Annotated in this window: 14 protein-coding genes and 1 pseudogene; 6 read left to right on the top strand and 9 right to left on the bottom strand. The window is 39.2% G+C overall.

All coding sequences use genetic code 11. The annotated features are described in order from the left end of the window. Positions 1–407: 407 nt before the first annotated feature. From FB379_RS04710 to FB379_RS04670, 8 genes are all read right to left on the bottom strand, one after another. Complete coding sequence (locus FB379_RS04710) at positions 408–1,619, bottom strand: dihydrolipoamide acetyltransferase family protein (protein ID WP_066246951.1); 1,212 nt, start codon at positions 1,617–1,619, stop codon at positions 408–410. A 101-nt stretch (positions 1,620–1,720) separates the two neighbouring features. Next, positions 1,721–2,722: an alpha-ketoacid dehydrogenase subunit beta gene (locus FB379_RS04705; protein WP_066247046.1), complete on the bottom strand. Its 1,002-nt coding sequence runs from the start codon at positions 2,720–2,722 to the stop codon at positions 1,721–1,723. Further along, positions 2,712–3,710 carry a thiamine pyrophosphate-dependent dehydrogenase E1 component subunit alpha gene (locus tag FB379_RS04700; protein WP_144597185.1) on the bottom strand — a complete coding sequence of 333 codons (999 nt, stop codon included), beginning with the start codon at positions 3,708–3,710 and terminating at the stop codon, positions 2,712–2,714. Before FB379_RS04700 ends, FB379_RS04705 begins: the two co-directional genes overlap by 11 nt. 476 nt (positions 3,711–4,186) lie before the next feature. Next, positions 4,187–4,687, bottom strand: coding sequence for a (2Fe-2S)-binding protein (locus tag FB379_RS04695; RefSeq protein ID WP_063386354.1), 501 nt, complete (start codon positions 4,685–4,687; stop codon positions 4,187–4,189). A gap of 608 nt (positions 4,688–5,295) precedes the next feature. Beyond that, entirely contained in the window at positions 5,296–6,237 is a 942-nt protein-coding gene (locus FB379_RS04685) for an FAD binding domain-containing protein (RefSeq protein ID WP_063386355.1), read from the bottom strand. A gap of 20 nt (positions 6,238–6,257) precedes the next feature. Next, positions 6,258–6,644, bottom strand: a complete 387-nt coding sequence (locus FB379_RS04680) for a VOC family protein (protein ID WP_144597180.1) — start codon at positions 6,642–6,644, stop codon at positions 6,258–6,260. Then, positions 6,634–7,446, bottom strand: a complete 813-nt coding sequence (locus tag FB379_RS04675) for an N-acyl homoserine lactonase family protein (RefSeq protein ID WP_144597178.1) — start codon at positions 7,444–7,446, stop codon at positions 6,634–6,636. Before FB379_RS04675 ends, FB379_RS04680 begins: the two co-directional genes overlap by 11 nt. After that, positions 7,433–9,832 carry a xanthine dehydrogenase family protein molybdopterin-binding subunit gene (locus FB379_RS04670; protein ID WP_066246963.1) on the bottom strand — a complete coding sequence of 800 codons (2,400 nt, stop codon included), beginning with the start codon at positions 9,830–9,832 and terminating at the stop codon, positions 7,433–7,435. Before FB379_RS04670 ends, FB379_RS04675 begins: the two co-directional genes overlap by 14 nt. A 316-nt stretch (positions 9,833–10,148) precedes the next feature. On the opposite strand from FB379_RS04670, the gene FB379_RS04665 reads away from it, so the two are divergent. The 6 genes and pseudogenes from FB379_RS04665 (at position 10,149) to FB379_RS04640 (ending at position 16,840) form a co-directional block, all read left to right on the top strand. Continuing rightward, on the top strand, positions 10,149–11,423 hold the full coding sequence (locus tag FB379_RS04665) for an SLC13 family permease (RefSeq protein ID WP_144597176.1): 1,275 nt from the start codon (positions 10,149–10,151) through the stop codon (positions 11,421–11,423). Between the two features lie 117 nt (positions 11,424–11,540). Further along, a complete protein-coding gene (gene ttdA, locus FB379_RS04660; RefSeq protein ID WP_044748618.1) occupies positions 11,541–12,440 on the top strand; it encodes a L(+)-tartrate dehydratase subunit alpha in 900 nt (299 codons plus the stop codon). Then, complete coding sequence (gene ttdB / locus FB379_RS04655; protein WP_144597174.1) at positions 12,437–13,048, top strand: L(+)-tartrate dehydratase subunit beta; 612 nt, start codon at positions 12,437–12,439, stop codon at positions 13,046–13,048. Before ttdA ends, ttdB begins: the two co-directional genes overlap by 4 nt. Positions 13,049–13,068: 20 nt before the next feature. Beyond that, positions 13,069–13,866: a fumarylacetoacetate hydrolase family protein gene (locus FB379_RS04650; protein WP_144597172.1), complete on the top strand. Its 798-nt coding sequence runs from the start codon at positions 13,069–13,071 to the stop codon at positions 13,864–13,866. Positions 13,867–14,127: 261 nt separating this feature from the next. Further along, positions 14,128–15,213, top strand: a complete 1,086-nt coding sequence (locus FB379_RS04645) for an AraC family transcriptional regulator (RefSeq protein WP_044748621.1) — start codon at positions 14,128–14,130, stop codon at positions 15,211–15,213. A 774-nt stretch (positions 15,214–15,987) separates the two neighbouring features. Then, positions 15,988–16,840: pseudogene (locus tag FB379_RS04640) on the top strand (IS982 family transposase). 142 nt (positions 16,841–16,982) lie between these two features. Here FB379_RS04640 and FB379_RS04635 read toward each other — a convergent pair. Further along, positions 16,983–18,068, bottom strand: a complete 1,086-nt coding sequence (locus FB379_RS04635) for an XdhC family protein (protein ID WP_242009290.1) — start codon at positions 18,066–18,068, stop codon at positions 16,983–16,985. Between the last annotated feature and the right edge of the window lie 10 nt (positions 18,069–18,078).

Genomic DNA, 18,078 nt, shown 5'->3' with positions numbered 1-18,078 from the left:
TTCTCACTCGTTTTTTAGTTACCGCCTAAAAATATAAATGGCGGAGGATGGAGAAGACTCCATCTAAAACTCCGTCATTTGTTTCAATTTTTCAAGCAAGCTTATTTTCAAAAACGAGTGATACTCTGGTACTGCCTCCGGTACTGCTTATAAAACCTGCTGACCTTGGTTTATAAAAAGGAGATGGCCGGAAATCCTATTATATGTTTCTATCAAGTTGAAAATTATGTCTAGTCATTCTAAATCTTCAGATAATATTTTCGGTGTGCACCAGCTCCTGCTCCTCAGATCAGAGTCAAAGATAGCTTGATTAAAAGCTTTGCTTAATGTCCTTCTCAGAAAAATTGTTTTAATGTTCGAATGCTCATCATGGCAACGAATAAGTCCTTTTCTTCCTAATGATTTCATTATTTTACTGTTGAAAAGATATTCCATTGACCTGATTGCAACTGATCACATAATTGAGCGAGAAATCTTCCACCGTAGGCGCCATCAATTGTACGATGATCAAATGAAGCATTTAATGTGATCATCGGCTTTATCAAAGTTTCATGACGATTCGTTAAAACAGGCTGTTCTATTATATTTCCAACTGCTAAGATGCCGGTTTCAGGAGGATTTACAATTGCCACAAACTCGTCAACTCCAACTGAGCCAAGATTGGAAATTGTGAAAGTTCCTCCACGCATTTCTTCAGGCTTCAATAAGCCTTTTCTCGCTTTTTCAACCAATTCTGTTCTTTTTTCTGCAATCTCGATTAAGGACAATTGATCTGCCTGATGGATGACGGGAACAACTAAACCGTCATCAATAGCAACCGCTAGACCAATATTAATATCTTCATGCTCCAAAATATAAGGATCTCCTTCAGAATCTATGAATGAGGCATTTACCCTCGGGAATTTCTTCAATGTTAAAGCCACCGCCTGTATGAGAAAATCATTAAATGATAAACGAACGCCTGCCGAATGTTCAATGCTTGAAACTACTGCCTGCCGCAATTGCACAATGGATGATACATCGACTCTTTTCTTGATTTGGAATTGAGGAACATTCATAAAGCTTGCGGTCATTCGCTGCGCAATCGTTTTTCTCATACTTGTAAGGTTAACCCTTTTCCCTTTAGCATGTATCGATGCTATGACTTTATTTTCTGTTTTAACACTTTGATTCACTACATTTGCAGCTGCTTCCGCCACATCTTTCAGAATCACTCTTCCCCTTGGTCCCGAGCCTTTAATTTTGGTTAGATCTACTCCGCGCTGCTTTGCAAGTCTTCTAGCTGCTGGAGAAACTCGGATTCTTTCAGTCTTTCCTAGTGAGATGTTCTCTTCTTTTACAGGATTATGATCGGAGCTGCCTTTTTGTTCGGTGGAATGTTTACCACTCGATACATATGCAAGAACAGTTCCTACTGGTACAGTTTCACCTTCATCCACAACAATTTCTTCTAACGTTCCCTCTACTTCTGATTCAACCTCAAGACTGGATTTTTCAGTTTCTACAATTAAAATTGGGTCATCTATTTTAATAGTATCACCAATTTTGACCTCCCATGAAACTATACGAGCCTCTTCCATTGATGAATCCAATTTAGGAAGTACAATTTCCTGCCGCACCTTTTTTCCTCCTTCGTCATAACACATAGATAGCATCTTTTTGTGTATATAAATTGCAATTATTTATCAAAATGCTTTCAAATAATTGTTGTACTGTGCCATTACACTGTTTCCATTTGTAAATACAAAGATTTTTTTACTCCTTGAATGATATCTTTCGTTTGTGGGAGCATTTCTTTTTCTAAATTTAAGTTATATGGAACAGGAACATCTTCCGCCCCCACTCGTTGTACCGGTGCATCCAGATCATCAAAAGCCTCCTCTTGAATTCTGGCAGCAATTTCAGCTCCCCAGCCGTAAGAACGAGTCGCTTCATGCACAACAACTACTCGGTTCGTCTTTTTTACTGACTCCTTAACTGTTTCTATATCTAGAGGAACAAGAGTACGCAAATCAATTACTTCAGCATCGATTCCTTCTTTTTCTAATTCTTTTGCAGCTTCAAGCGAAAACTGTACCATTCTTGACAGCGTAACAATCGTAACATCCTTTCCAGACCTTTTAATATCCGCCTTTCCTAAAGGAATCGTATATTCCTCTTCCGGAACTTCTCCTTTTTGAGAGTAAAGCATTTTATGTTCAATAAATATGACCGGACTTCCTTCCCGGATGGATGATTTCAATAATCCTTTCGCATCATAAGGGGTAGAAGGTGCAACGACTTTGAGCCCCGGAATATGTGCAAATAATGTTTCAAGGCTTTGCGAATGCTGGGCGCCATTTCCTCTTCCCCCGCCGCCTTGTGTACGTATTACCATCGGAACGCTCGTTTGTCCTCCAGACATATAGGCCATTTTCGCTGCCTGATTAATAATTTGATCCATCGCTACTAGCGAAAAATCAATCCACATAATCTCAATGACCGGCTTTAACCCCGTCATCGCTGCCCCAACTCCTGCACCGATAAATCCGGTTTCAGAGATAGGTGTATCGATGACTCGTTCTTTTCCGAATTCATCAAACAAACCTTTTGTCACCTTAAAAACGCCGCCATATGAACCAATATCTTCCCCTAAAAGGATTACTCTATCATCTAATGCCATTTCTTCTTTAAGAGCTTCATTGATTGCTTGGGCATAACTGATGATTCTATTAGTAGACATCATTAAAGATCTCCTCCATTTCAGGTTCTTCAGATTTCATCGCACGTTCATATGCAATGTCAATTTCTTGTATAACTTGTTGTTGTATTTCATCTAATTCTTTTTCGTTCAATACATTTTGTTTTAAGCATACATCCCGAAAATATCTGATCGGTTCTTTTTGTCTCCATTCCTCCACTTCTTCTTTTGTTCGGTACGTCTCCGCATCACCGATCATATGTCCTAACAATCTATAAGTTTTGGCTTCTATAAAGGTAGGCCCTTCACCTGAACGCGCCCGTTCCACAGCTTGTTTTGCAACCTCATATACAGCTCGCACATCATTTCCATTCACGATGATCGACGGAATGCGATAGGCCAGTCCTCTTTCTGCTAAATGCTCATTTAATACAGCATTTTTAATTGGCGTCATTTCTGAATATAGATTGTTTTCGCAAACGAAAACGACCGGCAGTTTATAGATCGCAGCCAAATTTAGAGCTTCATGAAATGCTCCTTGGTTTGTCGCCCCATCTCCGAAAAACGCAACAGAAACTTGATTCTTTTTCAACGTTTTGATGGATAAACCTGCTCCGACAGCAATTGGAATACCTGCACCGACGATGCCATTCGCTACTAATATCCCAAGCTCTTGAGATGTAATATGCATAGGGCCCCCTTTTCCTTTGCAATAGCCTGTCTTCTTCCCTAAAATTTCGGAAAATAATTGAAAAGGATCGGCCCCTTTTGCTAATGCTTGACCACGCCCCCGATACGTAATGGAAATATAATCGTCTTTTTTCAAATTCATACAAACTCCAGCTGCTACAGCTTCTTGGCCAATAGATGAGTGAAGTGATCCACCCATGAGTCCTTTTTTGTAAATTTGAATGCTTTTTTCTTCAAATACACGTATCGTGTTCATAATCCGCCATGCTTGTATGAACCAGTTTTTATCCCAATTGAAATTGTTTTCATTTAAGTGGTATGTTTGAAGCAGCTCTTGCATTTCCATAAACCTCCTTGTATTCCATCACCATACAGATATGCTTTTGCTAGAATCTTGATTTTATTATGGTTAAAGTCAATTACGAACATAGATAGGCTTTAAGAATGAGTCACAATCTCATCTAAAGCAGAGGCGATTTTCCTAGTCGTTTGAAAAACTACGGGGCTGTCCAAAAGGTCAGGGTTAACTGACTTTTTGGAGCCCCTTCATTTTAGGAACTTATCAGAACCATTTTTCCTATCTTGTTTAAATCCTTCAGAAGGCTTATGAAGGACTTTTCTTATGCTCTCTTTCTGAATTAAGTTCTTCAAAAGTTTTATAACGGACATTCAGCACATACAATTGCTTCTTGTTGGACTTCATTGCCTCTATGAGAACATGTACAAATTTGATTCCATTATTTTTGTCCTTCACAGTAGTATTTCTCCCAAATCCTTCATTTTAGGAACTCATCAGAACAGCCCCTGATTTTTTATTTAACCAGCCAATTCCGATTGTTTTAATTTTTCTGCAGCTGCTTTTACCGATTTAATAATTCCTTGATATCCTGTACAACGGCACAAATTACCGGACAACGCTTCACGAATTTCTTCATCGGATGGATCAGGATTTTCTTTTAAAAATTCGTAAACAGATATCACAAATCCTGGAGTACAGAACCCGCACTGCAAACCATGATTTTCCCAAAAAGCCTCCTGAATCGGATGAAGGTGATCAGGCGTTCCTATTCCTTCAATGGTGGTAATGGAGCGATTATCTGCTTGAACCGCTAACAGCAAACAGGAACGGACTGCCTGACCGTCCACCAATATCGTACAAGCGCCGCATACCCCCTGTTCACAACCAACATGTGTTCCCGTTAAACCTAATTCTCTCCGGAGAAAGTCACTTAGTAATGTCCGAACATTCACTTCACGCTCATATACCGTTCCATTGACAGTGACCGTGATTTTTTTGCGAGTAGTTTTATCTATCATGTAAATTCCTCCCCCTACTTTTCATTATTTATTTATTGTTTCCTCACATTTTCTTTAAAACTTTTCAAACCCCGCACAAATGCTATATATTGAAGAAATATGGGTAAAGGGATGTTTTCTTATCTATGAGGAAGTGAAACATCCCGTTATAACCCCCTTGAATTTACATTTGTCTCATGGTCGCTTCTATTGGGACCATTCGGTGTAACCGCGAGTGAAGGCGAACATGTTCTCCGTACACTTACAAAAATTCGTCTGTATTCCGAATTAAAGCCGCAGCGATCGGTGGTGACAGCATTCGTAAAAAGAAGACCGCCGGCTCTCGGTATGATCAAGCCTTTTATAGCGGTCATTTTGTCTGATTCAACACCTACAAATGACCTTTCTTCAATGGTTCAAAGTCAATGATTGAATTTTCGAAAATGAAACGAGCAGCGATTATATCGAGCTCTTTTCGGAAAAGATGAATGCAGGTAATGACTGTTACTAGTATCATTTGCTTAATTTTTTCATCGAGTTATAATACAAGTGAGTCCTCTTTGGTTTTTTCGTTAGGGAAACGGCCTCAAACCCTTATCAAAACCAAGGGGACTTTTTATTTTTCTTCATTACTGAAATGTTCCTTTAATTTGTTGGTATGCCTTTTGTAAAGCCCGAATACTCAATACGGATGACGCTTCTTTTCGATACTCAGCACTGGAAATTTCAGAAACACGGCGTCCCATAATTCTCGAAAGCTGCAATGTATAGCCAGCTTTTGCATCTGCTTCAGGATCTGGATTGACTTCATTCTTTATATCGTTTGCTAGTTGATCAAGAATTTCCTGAGTAAATGGTTTCCCAATCAATTGTGAAACAGATTGCACTTTGTAAGGGACACCTTGAGGGCTGACATTCCCTAAAGCTACCTGCGCATCTTTCACCGTGTCATCTTCATTTAACTGAAGAGTCGCCGCTGCTGAAACAATGGGAATATGTCCATGTCTTCTTGTTACTTCCAAAAATCCATATCCCGTATCTTTTGTTAATTTTGGGAATATGATTTCGACAATGATTTCATTTTGCTTCACTGCTGTTTTAAAGTGGCTGACGAAAAACTCTTCTCCGGAAAGTACGCGTTTGCCATCAGGACCGGCAATGACAAACTGAGCATTTAACACACGAGCAACGACTCCGTATTCAGCGCCTGGCGGATTTTGTCTCAGGCTTCCTCCTATCGTACCTCGATTGCGGATCTGGAAATGCGCAATATGGGTAACGGCTTCCTGAAGCAAAGGACAATTTCGTTTTACAATTTCAGACTTTTCAACGGTGCGGTGTCTTGTTAATGCTCCGATTTTAATGGCATCACCCGTTTCTTCAATATAATCAAGATCTGTGATCCCATTTATATCAACCAGACATGAAGGACGAGCCTGCCTTAAATTCATTTCCTGCATCAAACTTTGTCCTCCAGCGATGATGACTGTATTGTCTCCGTACTTTTCGAGTGCGGTTATCGCTTCATTTACACTTTTAACAGCCACATATTCAAATGGAACTGGTTTCATTCATTCTTCCCCCTAACCTATCATTTTTCGGAAGATAACGCTTTCAAAGAATCATTACCTTCGTAAGATACAAATACAATTCGAAAATCTCCAATTTTCGCAATCATATGTTCCATTTCTCCCACTGTAAAGTGCGCGAGAATCTCACCTCCAGCTTCCAAAACAGCAGGATGAACGTCTTCTATGTTCTCCACACGAAGGTGAAAGCTTCTCAATGATTCTTTCTCTAAATCTGTCTCTTCTAAAAGTTCAATTCCTAGCGGAGAAAAAGCCACTTTTATCACGGAATCGTTTATTTGCACATTTTGCCGCTGAAAAGTTGTTCCGAAGAGCCTCGAAAAAAATGTGATCGATTGATCGATGTCTTTTACCTGCAATGCCACTCGTTCAATTCCTTTAATTTTCATGAACTGACGTCCCTTCTTTTAGTCCGTTCCTATATTTTTTTACTACTTCATAATCATGACTAGGAAGAACAATATCAGCCTCATTCTTAATTCGAATCATCGCTCGATAGGTAGCCTCTAAATCGTAAATTAATCCAGGTGGAATTTCTTGATTAATATTTAATTCAACATTTCTGGCAATGTCTCCAAGAATAACTGCGGTGCCAAATTCAGTTTGGACATATACTGCTTGGCTGCCTGGCGTATGAGTGTTTTGGAATAAGACACATTTCACCCCAGGAGCTATTTCTGTATCCCCTTCGATCAAATGAACTTGAGGCCACAATGGGTCAATTAATTCTGCAATGTCTTTTCTGTCATAAAATAACGCCCCTCCCCCGATTTTCAGCTGCGAAGATACCATTGGTGCCGCAGCAGCCTGCAATTCAGTGCGTTGGACGATGAATTTTGCATTCGGAAATTCGGCGCATCCTCCTGCATGATCATAATGGAGATGAGTTAGAATTACCTTTTTTATCTCTTCAGCTGTAAAGCCATGGTTCTTCAATTGGGTGCGAAGGCTCCATTCAGGTTTTGTCCGATGAGGACCTAAGCCATGAACGGTCTGGCAGCGTTCAGCATCTCGAAAACCGGTGTCCACTAAAATTGGCTCTTCATTAAATGTCGGAACTAAAAGCCAAGCTAAAATCGGCACCGTTACCATCGATTTGTCGCCGCTCAGCGACCAAAATGTATCTAATACCTTTGATACATCTGCTTCTCCAAGCACCAAAGGGTATATTTCCCAATTATGATTTGACATTTTGCATTTCCCCTTGCTTAATCCATTCTAAAACTCGTTCAGGAGTAATTGGTAAATCTTTTACAATTACACCAAAAGGTGATAAAGCGTCTTCTACCGCATTCGCTACTGCTGCTGGAGACGGAATCGTTCCGCCTTCTCCCATTCCTTTTGTACCAAGCGGTGTAAAAGGTGATGGGGATTGCATGTGAATGGTTTCGATGTCTGATACATCCATTGCAGTTGGACATAAGTAATGCTGAAAATCAGGGTTTGTCATTAATCCGTTGCTGTCATATGCAAGGTCTTCTAACAGCACGCCACCAATTCCATGTGCGATGCCGCCGGCAATTTGTCCATCTGCAATCATAGGATTGATAATTGTGCCGCAATCATGGGAAACAACGAATTTGTCTACTTTCACAAGCCCGGTTTTAATGTCAACCTCTACTAGAGCAACAAAGACTCCTGTCGGATGTGTCGTATAAAGATTGACTCGCCCGTGTTCATCAGGCTCCCACTTCACTACTTTACTCGTCCATGTATAGGTTGCTTCTAGATTGCAATCTATTCCTTCCGGCACTGTCGCATAAGGTCCCGGCCATAGATAAACTTTATTGCCGATTTCTTTTAAACTGATGGCTGCTTCCGGATTTGTCGTCCCTTTAACCCTTACTGTTCCATTTGCCATTTCAAGATTTTCCGGATCTTCCTTAAGCAGATAACCGGCAATTTTTAAAAGCTTCTCCTTTAACATCTTGGCAGCTTCATATACGGCAGAAACAGTATACGTTGCACCTCTGGAAGAAAATGGACCTAATCCGTACGGCGTAATATCCGTATCTCCATAAACAAATCGAATATCGTCTATATCTACATCCATAACTTGTGAAACAACTTGTGGAATCGTTGTTTCAACCCCTTGACCTATGTTCTGATGGCTGGTTAATACTTGGAAATGTCCCTCAGGCGTCATTCGTACAGTTGCTGCCTGATAACCATTAAATATGCCATTAAAGACAGCAGCGCCAGACGGCTCAAGCATAGCGGCGATTCCAAGTCCAATGTACTTGCCTTGTTTACGAAGCTCTAATTGTTTCTTTTTAAAGTTTTGATAATCGATTTTATCCATTACGAGATCCATAAGTTTATCAAAATCTCCGCTATCATAAAGCGGCCCAGAAATTTGTTGATAAGGAAATTCGTCTTTCTTTATAAAGTTGCGACGTCTTAATTCTTCTGGTGATATACCAAGTTTTCGAGCTGCTATATCCATCATCCGCTCAATAGGATAATTGGCAATATCCTTTCCATATCCGCGGTGCGCACCATAAGGCGCTTTATTTGAAACGACCCCAATGATTTCTACGTCATAAACAGGCACTTTATATGGACCTGGAAAATAAGCACCTGCAACCGATAAAGCAGGGGTTCCCGGTGCATGGCAAGTTCCATCAACCCCAATATTTCCAATCAGCTTCGCTTGAAGTCCTGTGATGCGAAAATCTTTGTCGAACCCAATTTTCACCGTGCAAGTATAGTCTCTAGAATGAACTCCAGTTAGAATATTCTCTACTCTGTCTTCCGTCCATTTAACCGGCTTGCCAAGCATGCGCGCCATGATACAAGCAATGATTTCTGCATTTGCCTGCAATTTTGTGCCATAACCGCCGCCAACATCCGGGGCAATAACTCGTATATTATGCTCAGGCATTTGCAATGTCTGGGCAATCAGCGTGCGTACTTGAGAAGGTGCCTGTGTCGAGCATGTAACTGTCATCTTTTTAGATCCAGGATTATATTCGGCAATACATACACGAGACTCCATCGGAGTTCCGGTGTAGCGGTTGTGTGTAATGGTTTCTTCAAAGACATATTCCGAATTGGCAAATGCATCGTCTATATCGCCGATAGTGGTTCTCGATTCTAACTGTTTATTATCTCCCCATTCTTCATAAAGAAGCGCCTTTGGCTCCAGTGCATCCTCAATCGTCACAACAGCTGGTAAAACCTCATATTCTACTTCAATAAGATCGACTGCATCTTCAGCAATATATCGGTCTTCGGCAGCAATAACGGCCACTGGCTCACCGACATAGCGAACCTTTTTATAGGCAATCGCATACACTTCTGGTACTTTGTTAAATATATTGATCGTCGGTACAAGTGGTCCTGAATATTGAAGTGCCTCTTCTCCCGTTAGAACAGCTACTACTCCAGGCAGTTTTTTCGCTTTGCTTGCATCAATATTTACAATACGTGCATGAGCATGAGGACTCCGTACAATGGCCAAATGTAACATGCCTGGTTTTTCAATATCATCGGTAAATTGTCCATTACCAGTCAAAAGTCTTATGTCTTCTTTACGCTTCAAACTTACACCTAAACCTTTTTTTACAGTAACCATTTTTTCGCCTCCTCTGTTTTTTTATTTCTTAATTAATATAAAGTTTTTACTAAGTATTTTTTTATATTGTTGAAGATAATGAAATTTTGTGGATATTGTGCGTTTATGCCTTATAAGGTTAATTTTATTATTTGAATATTTAGGTTATTTTTAGTTAGTGCTTACTTTATTATTTGGCGATATCAAAAAGTGCTAATTCAAACGAGAAAATAAAGATTTAAAAAATTGGATAGATTAAGCGCTTGCAAATGATTACTATATGCATCAAGAAGACGTCTTCTATATTCAAAATAAAGAATGAGAAAGGGGATGTTGGATGAGCGAGGTGTTTATCACTTTATTTTTTCTAGTATTTGCTATTGTTATGTTTGTATGGGAAATAATCCCTTTATCTATCACGGCAATGATCGTTGCAGTTGGTCTTACGGTTTCCGGGGTTCTTGAGCCTGCTGATGCTTTTGCTGGGTTCGTTAATGAAAATGTTCTTCTTTTCATGGCGATGTTTATCGTTGGTGCTGCTTTTTTTGAAACGGGTATGGCACAAAAAGTCGGAGAGGTTGTTACTAAATTTGCTAAAACAGAAAAACAGTTAATCATAGCTGTGATGATAGTTACTGGATTAATGTCTGGATTTCTTTCTAATACTGGAACAGCAGCAGTTTTAATACCGTGTGTCATAGGTATTGCAGCGAAATCCGGTTTTTCGCGTTCCAGATTATTGTTACCTCTTGTGTTGGCTGCTGCAATGGGAGGGAACTTAAGTTTAATTGGTGCGCCTGGAAATATGATTGCTCAGTCAGCGCTTCAAGATATTGGATTAGAATTCGGCTTTTTTGAGTATGCCAAAGCAGGTTTACCAATTCTAATTGTAGGTATTTTGTACTTCAGTTTATTTGGTCATAAGCTTTTACCAAAGGGTGAAGATACTCTTTTAGATTCAGATTCCATTTACAATAAACAAATCGATTATTCAAGCATACCGAAATGGAAACAGCATATGTCCTTCATTGTGCTCGTATTAACTATTTTGGCGATGGTATTTGAAAAACAAATTGGAATAAAGCTTTATGTGTCAGCGTGGATAGGAGCATTAATATTAGTAGCGATGCGGATTATTTCTAAAAGTAATGCGATGAAGTCAATAGATATGGATACGATCATGTTATTTGTCGGTTCTTTCGCACTAGCTAAAGCTATAGATGTAACTGGAACAGGGGCGGTCATAGCCGATTCAATTATTGGTGCTGTAGGAAACACTCCATCTCCTTACGTTCTGTTGTTCGTTATTTTAATACTTTCGGCGATGATGACAAACTTTATGTCGAATACGGCGACAACTGCATTGCTCGTTCCTATAAGTCTTTCCATTGCTAGTGCTATGGATGCAGATCCAAGGGCCGTTTTAATGGCGACAGTAATTGGTGGTTCCATGGCTTATGCGACACCTATTGGAATGCCGGCAAACACAATGGTCTATGGTATAGGAGGGTATAAGTTTAAAGATTATGTAAAAGCTGGCGCACCGTTAATTATTATTTCAATTATTGTATCGATGATTTTGTTACCGATTTTCTTTCCTTTCTATAGGTAAAATGGTGGTTAAGCGCTTTATTTTAGCTTATAAACAAAAGTACCATTGTTCAAACTCATACTTAAAAGTTGAATCGACTTAAAAATTATCTTATTAGAAAGTGAGGTTGAGATTTTGATGGATAAAAAACAGCAAAAAGAAAAAATGATTGAACTGATGTCGAATTTTATTTCACTCGTTAGCTATAAGCTTCCAGATGATGTGGAAAGTAAATTGAGAGAACTGAGTGAAGAGGAAAGCAACCAGCTTGCTAAAACCATATACAAAACGATGTTTGAAAATCAAAAGATAGCTTATAAGTTAAAGAGACCTTCCTGTCAAGATACGGGTGTACTACAGTTTTTTGTGAAATGCGGCGAAGACTTTCCTTTAATTGGACAGTTAGAAAGTATTTTAAGAGAGAGTACCTATAAAGCAACAAAAGAAACTCCATTACGTCATAATTCGGTTGAAACATTTGATGAATTTAATACTGGAAAGAATATCGGCAGCGGTACACCGAGCATTTTTTGGGAGGTAGTAGAAGGTAGTGACAAAGCAGAAATTTATACTTATATGGCAGGCGGGGGGTGTACACTTCCGGGAGTGGCAACGGTTCTAATGCCGAGTGAGGGATATGAAGGGGTTGTCAAGTTTGTGCTTGATCGTATGACAAGCTACGGAATTAATGCATGTCCTCCTCTTCTCGTCGGAGTAGGTATCGGTACATCAGTTGAAACAGCAGCTTTAAATTCAAAGCTGGCACTTATGAGGCCTGTCGGTAGTCGAAATGAAAATGAAAACGCTGCTAAATTAGAGAAACTTCTCGAAGATGGAATAAATGCGATCGGTCTTGGTCCTCAAGGATTAAAAGGTTCGAAGTCTGTCATGGGAGTTAACGTCGTGAACTCAGCAAGACATCCTTCTACTATCGGAGTAGCTGTTAATACAGGCTGTTGGTCGCATAGAAGAGGCAAAATCACTTTTGATAGAAATTTGAACTATGAAATTCACACACACAAGGGGGTAAAGTTGTGAATAAGAAAATATTAACTACTCCAATAACAGATGAAGATCTAAAGAATATAAGAATAGGAGATATTATTTACTTAAACGGAACGTTAGTTACTTGCAGAGATGTCGCTCATAGAAGAGTGGTTGAAGGAGGAATTCCGTTACCGATTGACCTTAAAGGAAAAGCGATTTTCCATGCGGGTCCCATCGTGAGAGAAACTGAAGATAAAAAGTATGAGATTGTTTCTATCGGCCCTACTACAAGTATGAGAATGGAAAAATTCGAAAAACAATTTATTGAAAAAACTGGCGTTAAACTGATTATCGGAAAAGGTGGAATGGGGAAAAGGACAGAAGAAGGGTGTAAAACTTATAAAGCTCTTCATCTCGTCTTTCCCGCTGGTAATGCAGTTTATGCTGCAACAAAAGTTGAACGGATTAAGGACGTTTATTGGACAGACTTAGGAATGCCGGAGTCACTTTGGGTATGTGAAGTGAATGAATTTGGTCCTTTAATTGTTTCCATTGATGCAGAAGGTAACAATCTATTCGAACAAAATAAAGCGGAGTTTAATAGAAAAAAAGAAGAGCAATATGAGTACATTAGCAAGCAGGTAGGATTTATTAAGTAGTCGAGGGAGTTTTGTGAATCATGCGAATAATGACCAAGACCCAAACGATAATTCGGTATCAACGATATGAAGGCAATATTTTCTATGGCGTTTTAGAAGGAGATGAAATTTTACAACTGTCTAGTGATTTTAAGGACATTGTCCACAATGAATTAAAATACGATGGTGAAAAAGTAAAATATAGTGATGTGCAGATTTTAGAACCGATAGTACCATCAAAGATTATTAATTTCGGCTGGACATATTCTGAACATGCTGTTGAAACGGGAGGGAAGGTTGGTCTCCAAGAACCATTTTTGTTTTTAAAGCCGCCGTCTTGCTTGATTCCGGATCAAGGGGATATTATCATTCCGCCAAGTGATTTAACTAACCAGGTGGAGATGGAAGGAGAAGTAGCGCTTATTGTTGGAAAACAAGGAAAAAATATAAAAGAAGAACATGCATTAGATTATATTTTCGGCTGTACGATATTTAATGATGTGACCGCGAGGGATCTTACAAAAACGGATCCGCAATTTACTAGAGGTAAAGGATTTGATACTTTTGGTCCTATTGGTCCGTATATTGTAACGGGTATTGATCCAACTAATTTACGAATCGTTACGACTTTAAATGGGAAAGTTGTGCAAGAAGGTAATACGAATCAGATGTTATTTTCGATCCCTTATCTCATAAGTTGGGTTTCGAGAATTATGACGTTAGAGCCCGGCGATGTTTTAGCTACAGGATCTCCTTCCGGCAGTTGTGCGATGAAGCGAGGAGATACTGTAGTCGTCGAAGTAGAAGGTATGGGTAAGCTTTGTAATTATGTGAAGTAAAAGCAATTAGTCTTTACCCGTGGTGCTAGTTGAGCGTTAACACTTAACTAGCACCACGGGTATTTTGATTGTTTGTGCGGATTATTTCCAATCCCGGATACGGTTTGAGAAAATGTGGAAGAAGGGAGATTAGGACTCACTATCCTATAGAAGGACGTGAAAAAGTTCACTCTGAGAGAGGGGATGATAGGGCTTGTGTCGAAAAAAGTAAAAGAATGTTGTCGGGCTGTTTACAAATATAAAAAAAGTCGGGGGGATTTAATGAGTATCGTATACTATGAATGGAAGAATGATAAAAAAGATATAGATGTAAAGCAGTACGTGTATTATATCAAGCATTATCATTACAACTGGCATGAATCATTAGAGTTCATCATCGTTCTTCAAGGCGAGGTTGAAATGAGCGTAAACGGGAATATATATATTTTGCAAGAAGACGATATTATGCTCGTTAACTCTAATGTTGGGCATGCTACTCTTGCGAAAAAGATAAATTCAATAGCTATGGTTATTCATCTTAATCCGATATATTTTCGCTCTTATTACAAAGACTATCATTTACTTCAGTTTTCATGTAGATCTAACTTTAAAACTAGAAATAATGAGAGTTTTAGCCGATTAAGAAATATAGCGCTCGAAATGGTTAAATATATAAAAGGTGAACATCCTGAAGAAAAAATTTACTTCGAGAGCCTTCTTAATCAGCTAATAGCCAATTTGATCAGAGATTTTCCTCCGAAAATGATGTCCTCAAAAGAGTTAGTTAGAAATAAAAAGAGAAAAGAAGATGTAGACAATATTGTTGCGTATATTGAAAAAAACTATAAAAATAAAATTAGTCTTGAAGAACTTTCATCATTTTCAGGATATCATGAAAGTTATATTTCTCAAATTGTAAAGCAACAGCTCGGTATTAATTATTACGAATATCTCACAAGAATTAGACTTCGTGAAGCTACGTATGACTTAACGGATTTAAAAAGAAAAATTTCTGATATCGCTTTGTCACACGGTTTTTCTGATGTCAAGGCTTTTAATATTGCATTTAAGAAAAACTTTGGAAAAACGCCTTCAGAGTACAGGAAGCAGCTCCTCAAAGAAAAGATGCACGAGACTGAGTTGCGGGAAAAAAGATATTTAGAGGAGCATGAGTTTAATACGTTGCTTATGGGCAGGGAAGAAATGAAAAATAAAGTTGTTGCCGACCAAATCAGTAACAAGAAAATACCTAAAGGTTTGAGCGAAGAGGACTTTCTTGATATGAAGGAAATTATAGATAGTTTAGATGATTCTGTTGTTAAACTTATAAATCTATATGATAAATGGCGTAGAGAAGCAAATGATTAGTACTTGATCCTTCCTAATACCAAGCGTTGAAGACAAAAAGGCGAAAATCGCACCTACAAACAGGATGCGAGAAAAAGAAAACGTTTACAAAAAATCAAAATCACAGAAAATTAAAACAAAAAAGGAACCTTAAATTGGAAATAATAAATTTAACGATTTAAAAAAAAAACCAAGACCCAACCGCTGTTTAAATAAACAGATCGAATGCTGGATGCTTCCTGAGATTATCGAGCAACTTTATATGGGTGGCGGGCATGATAGTCTAAATGGAGAGCCAGCTTACCTTATTGCTGGTTCCTAGCTGGCAAGTTATGCCCACAGAGGATCCATGTCAAGTTGCTGGACGGCATGCTTCGCTTTTGGCTAAGCCCAAAAGGGATAGATTTACACATCTGCTGTAATTGTTTTGAACACCTTGTGGAAAAGAGAACCATACCATTTTTGTAAGTCAGCGATGGTAGCGACTATAGCTTCACTGTTCTTTCCGTTTATCTTAACGATCATTTCTCGGCACATCTTTCGCCCGGTTACGGTCATCAGGGTTTTATCATTGCACTTTTCTGATGACCGTGTCCATCTCCCAATGGCCGAATTCCTTGCGTTCTTCCCATTCCTGCGGGCGTTCTTCGATACTCCGTCCGAGGGTGCGCGTGTTTTTGCGACACAGTTTTTTCACCCTTGGTGCTATATAAAATCAGACAAGCAAAAAAAAGCCCTTGCATGAGGATCTCCTTAAAATGAAAGGGCAACGAAACATCAATAGGAGAAGTTCTCGTGCAAGAGCACTTTCATTTTACTACAGTCAAAAGCAATATGCCGCCATTTTCTTTTTTGTCTCCGCTCAACTGTGCATCTTCAACGCCGCAACCGTCATTTGGTAAAACAAGAAGATGACGAGATCATTGCGATTCACATTTTGGGAAAGCTGTTTGACTTTACTTCCGAACGAGCTTGGCACCGATTGGTGATCGGAAACTTATTTTCGAAAGATTTATTTCCTGAACGCTCTCGATATAACCGTCGTTGTTGAAATCTTGGCTTTGCCGTCAAATGGATCCGATATCAACTAGCCAAACGCGGACAACATTACGCTTATGCAGTAGTGGACAGCTTACCCATTGAACTCTGCCACCACGCACGAATGTATCGTGTCAAACGGTTTCAAGGAATCGCCGATATTGGGTATTGTGCATCCAAAAAGATGGCTTACTATGAGTTGAAGCTTCATCTTCAGATCACCGACCAAGCGCTTCCGATGGGATATGTCGTCACCGAAGCATCCTGCCACGACCGGACAGCTGCAGAAACCGTGATGACCCAACTTCCTCATCCGTACGCACTTGGTGATAAAGGATATGTGAGCCAAGACTTGCAAAAGAAGCTGTATGATGAATACAAGATCGCTTTTTGGACGCCCGTTCGGAAAAACCAGAAGATCCACCAATCGAAAGCATGGAAACGGTGGATGAAACGAAAGCGCAAAGTCATTGAAACCGTGTTTTCAGTTCTTATTGATCAGTACCGGATCACAGAGATTCGAGTCAACTCTGTTTCTGGATTTGAATCAGCTTTGGATGGCATTTTACTCGCTTATTCACTCGTGATTCTTAGGCTAGTTGAGCGTTAAAGTTCAACTAGCACCACGGGTTTCTTAATTATTTTTTGATTAGGATCATTTGTCCTTGTAATCCTTGTAATCACCTCCTTAAAGAGGGATAACTATTTTGAATATTGGGAATATTAGGAATATTAAAATGATCATGAGCTGCTCATGATACTAACTGACGGTCTTTTTTCTTACGCAAAAATCCGCCCGCACGCTTGTTTCGAAAAGCAATGATCTCAGCAAGAATACTTAACGCTATTTCCTGAGGAGACTCCGAACCAATATCTAATCCAACAGGATTAAATATGTGATCATATTGGTCAATGTCGTCTATTTGAAGAGCTTTAAATATTTTTTGGCATCTAGAACGCGGACCTAAAATCCCAATATACCTTGCATCCGTATGAAGTATATGTTTCAGAACATTTATATCTCGTTCCAAATGATGGTTCATAATGACCACATACGATTTGGAACTGACTTTTACCTTTTCGGGAATTGAGCTTGCATCTGCTAAAATTCTTTTCGCACCTGGAAATCGAGCTTCTGTTAGATAGGCTGATCTTGGATCGACTATGGTTGTATTAAATCCTAATCTAACACTAAACTCTGCTAAAGGAATGGCATCATGACCCGCACCAAAAATGATTAATTCAATCGGAGGAATATTTACATCAAAAAATACATCGACTTTTTCTCCGTTTGATAAGGTGAATGTTTTTGTTTCCGATTTTGGATTTGTACTTTGTAATAGATTTTTCGAAAAATCACAGACGAATTGATGTAATTCATTATTGTCCAGCTTACCTACCGTTTGATAGTTTTCAGAAACAAAAATTTGCTTCTGTCCGGAATGTGAACGGGGTAAGTCTAAAGTGGTTGCTAAAACACCCATTTTTTCTTCTTTTACACAAGAAAGCCAAGCTGTCAATGGATTCTTTGAAAAATCTTCAATCGAGCGATCTAATGTTAATTCATCAAAATTGATTTTTTCAATATAGATATCAACAGTACCAGGACATCCTAGCCCCAGCCCCCAGACGAGATCTTCATCCATATCATAACGCCTTAGCACAGGTTTTCCATTCTCTATAACCTGCTTAGCAGCTTCGGCAACATCGGGTTCAAGGCAGCCGCCAGAAATTAAGCCGGTTGTGTTACCGCTTTCATCAATTAGCATTTTGGCCCCTTCTCGTTTATAGGCCGATCCTTTTACACGAACGACTGTCGCTATCGCCGCTTTATTCATTTTATTTCCA

The sequence above is a fragment of the Aeribacillus composti genome (assembly GCF_007827555.1).
Taxonomy (GTDB): Bacteria; Bacillota; Bacilli; order Bacillales; family Aeribacillaceae; genus Aeribacillus; species Aeribacillus composti.
Note: the sequence above shows the minus strand (reverse complement) of the source record. Positions and strands in the feature narration are given on the sequence as shown.

What these genes read in the sequence shown, in the direction of transcription:
- FB379_RS04705 (WP_066247046.1), bottom strand. Translation starts at nt 2,722, where the DNA reads ATGTCTACTAATAGAATCATCAGTTATGCCCAAGCAATCAATGAAGCT.
- FB379_RS04700 (WP_144597185.1), bottom strand. Translation starts at nt 3,710, where the DNA reads ATGCAAGAGCTGCTTCAAACATACCACTTAAATGAAAACAATTTCAAT.
- FB379_RS04695 (WP_063386354.1), bottom strand. Translation starts at nt 4,687, where the DNA reads ATGATAGATAAAACTACTCGCAAAAAAATCACGGTCACTGTCAATGGA.
- FB379_RS04685 (WP_063386355.1), bottom strand. Translation starts at nt 6,237, where the DNA reads ATGAAACCAGTTCCATTTGAATATGTGGCTGTTAAAAGTGTAAATGAA.
- FB379_RS04680 (WP_144597180.1), bottom strand. Translation starts at nt 6,644, where the DNA reads ATGAAAATTAAAGGAATTGAACGAGTGGCATTGCAGGTAAAAGACATC.
- FB379_RS04675 (WP_144597178.1), bottom strand. Translation starts at nt 7,446, where the DNA reads ATGTCAAATCATAATTGGGAAATATACCCTTTGGTGCTTGGAGAAGCA.
- FB379_RS04670 (WP_066246963.1), bottom strand. Translation starts at nt 9,832, where the DNA reads ATGGTTACTGTAAAAAAAGGTTTAGGTGTAAGTTTGAAGCGTAAAGAA.
- FB379_RS04665 (WP_144597176.1), top strand. Translation starts at nt 10,149, where the DNA reads ATGAGCGAGGTGTTTATCACTTTATTTTTTCTAGTATTTGCTATTGTT.
- ttdA (WP_044748618.1), top strand. Translation starts at nt 11,541, where the DNA reads ATGGATAAAAAACAGCAAAAAGAAAAAATGATTGAACTGATGTCGAAT.
- FB379_RS04650 (WP_144597172.1), top strand. Translation starts at nt 13,069, where the DNA reads ATGCGAATAATGACCAAGACCCAAACGATAATTCGGTATCAACGATAT.
- FB379_RS04645 (WP_044748621.1), top strand. Translation starts at nt 14,128, where the DNA reads ATGAGTATCGTATACTATGAATGGAAGAATGATAAAAAAGATATAGAT.
- FB379_RS04635 (WP_242009290.1), bottom strand. Translation starts at nt 18,068, where the DNA reads ATGAATAAAGCGGCGATAGCGACAGTCGTTCGTGTAAAAGGATCGGCC.